1 CRISPR repeat array is annotated in these 1,078 nt (G+C 38.3%).

Annotated features, from left to right (window positions below):
- Nucleotides 1–3 precede the first annotated feature (3 nt).
- Nucleotides 4–1,073: a CRISPR direct-repeat array (repeat unit 29 nt; unit sequence CTTTAAATCCCACTACGTTCAGATAAAAC).
- Nucleotides 1,074–1,078: the final 5 nt, after the last annotated feature.

Genomic DNA, 1,078 nt, shown 5'->3' with positions numbered 1-1,078 from the left:
CATCTTTAAATCCAACTACGTTCAGATAATACTTAAAGCCGATCCCACATATCAGATTTACCATATATCTTTAAATCCCACTACGTTCAGATAAAACTAACTTATTCCCATTCGTGGTGATCCGCGCATACTGCTTTAAATCCCACTACGTTCAGATAAAACCAGTTCATTCGATTTTTTCATCCAGTTTTATACCGGCTTTAAATCCCACTACGTTCAGATAAAACAGAAATTGCCGACACAGAAAATGCCAAAAAATATTTTTCTTTAAATCCCACTACGTTCAGATAAAACAAGCCATAGCTGATAAAGGATTTATCACGCGGTATGCTTTAAATCCCACTACGTTCAGATAAAACCTCATGATTTTTGTGCCAATGAAGTTGTTGTATTCCTCTTTAAATCCCACTACGTTCAGATAAAACGCCCTGTATGTTCATTAACATACGTTCTAGTCACATCTTTAAATCCCACTACGTTCAGATAAAACCAGGTAGTACACCTACAATAGATAGATGGAAACTGACTTTAAATCCCACTACGTTCAGATAAAACTTACCGGTGCTGAATTAACCATACCTGAAGTAATGTCTTTAAATCCCACTACGTTCAGATAAAACCAAGAAGCCGAAGCGGCGATGCTGCTCTTTAAACTCTTTAAATCCCACTACGTTCAGATAAAACTTTATCCGGTTTAACCGCCACCGCCGGCAATAACTATCTTTAAATCCCACTACGTTCAGATAAAACTGTGACCGCAGAAAATCAGGACTTTATCATGTATATCTTTAAATCCCACTACGTTCAGATAAAACGGAGGGGGAGGATGTGAACAAGCAAGAGCAGCTCACTTTAAATCCCACTACGTTCAGATAAAACTCTCATACCCAACGGCCCCGGCTGCAGCCAGGAACTCTTTAAATCCCACTACGTTCAGATAAAACCCTCAGCAAATCCAGGCCTAAACGCTGCGCTAACATCTTTAAATCCCACTACGTTCAGATAAAACCGTCCAAGTATCTGTTATATATAAGTTTTTTCTTTCTTTAAATCCCACTACGTTCAGATAAAACTTATA

It is taken from the genome of Sporotomaculum syntrophicum (assembly GCF_009932395.1).
Classification (GTDB): Bacteria; Bacillota; Desulfotomaculia; order Desulfotomaculales; family Desulfallaceae; genus Sporotomaculum; species Sporotomaculum syntrophicum.
The sequence above is the reverse complement of the archived record's forward strand: the minus strand, read 5'-3'. Positions and strand labels throughout refer to the sequence as shown.